The organism is Actinomycetota bacterium (assembly GCA_036280995.1).
Taxonomy (GTDB): domain Bacteria; phylum Actinomycetota; class CALGFH01; order CALGFH01; family CALGFH01; genus CALGFH01.
In genome coordinates this window covers 1-2,355 of the sequence record DASUPQ010000931.1, presented here as the reverse complement: position 1 = coordinate 2,355, position 2,355 = coordinate 1, and the positions used below count along the sequence as shown (strand labels likewise).

The 2,355-nt window shown below is 71.7% G+C and carries 4 protein-coding genes; all 4 read left to right on the top strand.

The features are described 5' to 3' along the window. The coding region (locus tag VF468_31045) for a hypothetical protein (protein HEX5882722.1) at positions 1-406 on the top strand (406 nt) is incomplete at its 5' end. 73 nt (positions 407-479) lie between these two features. Next, positions 480-1,226: an amino acid ABC transporter ATP-binding protein gene (locus VF468_31040; protein ID HEX5882721.1), complete on the top strand. Its 747-nt coding sequence runs from the start codon at positions 480-482 to the stop codon at positions 1,224-1,226. Between the two features lie 38 nt (positions 1,227-1,264). Continuing rightward, positions 1,265-2,146, top strand: coding sequence for a glutamate ABC transporter substrate-binding protein (locus tag VF468_31035; GenBank protein HEX5882720.1), 882 nt, complete (start codon positions 1,265-1,267; stop codon positions 2,144-2,146). 25 nt (positions 2,147-2,171) lie between these two features. Continuing rightward, positions 2,172-2,355 (top strand): amino acid ABC transporter permease (locus VF468_31030; GenBank protein ID HEX5882719.1); only part of this gene is annotated, 184 nt, incomplete at its 3' end.

Below are 2,355 nucleotides of genomic sequence, written 5' to 3'. Positions count from 1 at the left end.
ATGGGGCATCAGCGGTCCCCGGTTCCTGCTCCTGTACGTGGTCCTGCCCGCGGGCACGGTGCTGGTGGCGGTCGTGGCCGGGAGGCGGGCCCTGGCCGAGCCGGGCGAGGGGGCGGCCGGCTGGCCACCGGCATCCGCCGCCGCGGCCCTGGTCGGCGGGGGCCCGGTGCCGGGCGGGTTCGACCCGGAGCGGGTCCGGGCGACGGTGGCCGCGCTCGGGCCGCAGCGGCGGACCCCGCGAGGTCGCCCGGGCCGAGGCCATGGTGGCCGCGGCCCACCTCTCGGCCCGCCCGGTCCGCCTGGCCGCCGGCCTGGCCGGGCCGCCGCGCCGCCTGGTCGTGACCGTCCGCGCCCCCGGCCTGGCGAGCGCTGGCTGTCGGTTCCCCTCGGCCAGGGACCACGGTGAGGAAGCGCACCCCCGTCCCGGCTGGGGCCACTGTGGTTTGATACCGGAAAGCTGACCGGTGGGAGGCCAGTGGATGTCGGCAGGTTCCCCCCTGCTCCAGATGGAGCGGGTGAACAAGTGGTTCGGCGACCTGCACGTGCTCCAGGACATCGACCTGGAGGTGGACGCGGGCGAGGTGGTGATCGTGGTCGGCCCGTCGGGGTCGGGCAAGTCGACCCTTTGCCGGACCATCAACCGGCTGGAGCCGATCGACGGCGGCGACATCCGGCTGGAGGGCCGACCCCTGCCCAGCGAGGGCAAGGCCCTGGCCCGGCTCCGGTCGGACGTCGGCATGGTCTTCCAGCAGTTCAACCTGTTCGCCCACCGGTCGGTGCTCGACAACGTCACCCTCGGCCCGATCAAGGTCCGCGGCCAGTCCCGGCAGCAGGCCGAGGGCCGGGCCCGGGAGCTGCTGGCCCGGGTCGGGGTCGAGAACCAGGCCGACAAGCTGCCCGCCCAGCTGTCGGGCGGCCAGCAGCAGCGGGTGGCCATCGCCCGGGCCCTGGCCATGGACCCCAAGCTGCTGCTGTTCGACGAGCCGACCTCGGCCCTCGACCCGGAGATGATCAACGAGGTCCTCGACGTCATGCGCGACCTGGCCGCCGCCGGCATGACCATGATCGTCATCAGCCACGAGATGGGGTTCGCCCGCTCCGCCGCCAACCGGGTCGTGTTCATGGACGGCGGCCGGATCCTGGAGGCGGCCCAGCCCGAGGAGTTCTTCGCCAGCCCGCGGACCGAGCGGGCCAAGGACTTCCTGTCCAAGATCATCAGCCACTGACGGGCGGCCCCGAACCGCCCAGGCAAGGAGGAGGCACCATGCGGACACGACGCTCGACCGGGCTGCTGGGGGTTGTCCTGGCCCTGACGCTGGCCCTGGCCGCCTGCGGCGGCGACGACGAGGGCGGCGACGGCGGCGGCCAGGTCAACGAGGGCGCCAGCTTCGCCGAGGGCACCACCATGGCCCGGCTCAAGGACGCCGGCAAGGTCACGGTCGGGACCAAGTTCGACCAGCCGCTGTTCGGCCTCAAGAACCTCGAGGGCAAGCCCGAGGGCTTCGATGTCGAGATCGCCAAGCTGATCGCTGGCGAGATGGGCATCTCGGCCGACAACATCAACTGGGTCGAGACCGTCTCGGCCAACCGCGAGCCGTTCATCCAGCAGGGCAAGGTCGACTTCGTGGTCGCCACCTACACCATCAACGACGAGCGCAAGCAGGTGGTCGACTTCGCCGGCCCCTACTACGAGGCCGGCCAGGACATCATGGTCGCCAAGGGCAACCCGGCCGGAATCACCGGGCCGGACTCGCTGGCGGGCAAGAAGGTCTGCTCGGCGTCCGGCTCCACCCCGGCCGAGAACATCCGCACCAACTACAAGGACGCCGAGCTGGTCGAGTTCGACGTCTACTCCAAGTGCGCCGAGGCCCTCAAGTACGGCCAGGTCCAGGCCGTGACCACCGACAACGTCATCCTGCTCGGCCTGATCAGCCAGGACGAGGAGGCCTTCGAGCTGGTCGGCAAGCCGTTCACCAAGGAGCCGTACGGCATCGGGCTCAAGAAGGGCGACACCGAGTTCCGCAACTTCCTCAACGACACCCTGGAGAAGATCGAGCAGGACGGGCGCTGGAAGGCCGCCTGGGACGCCACCGCCGGCAAGGTGGCCACCGAGACCCCGACCCCCCCCCAGGTCGACCGCTACTGAGCCGGGCCGGTCGGAGGGCCGGGACGTGGACGCCGTCATCGACAACCTCGACACCTTCCGCCAGGGCTTTGTCACCACCCTGGCCCTGACGGTGGTGTCGACGGTCCTGGCGCTGGCGCTGGGCACGCTCCTGGCCGCCATGCGGGTGTCCCCCGTCGCGACCCTCCGCGGCGCCGGCGCCAGCTACGTCGAGGTGGTCCGCAACACCC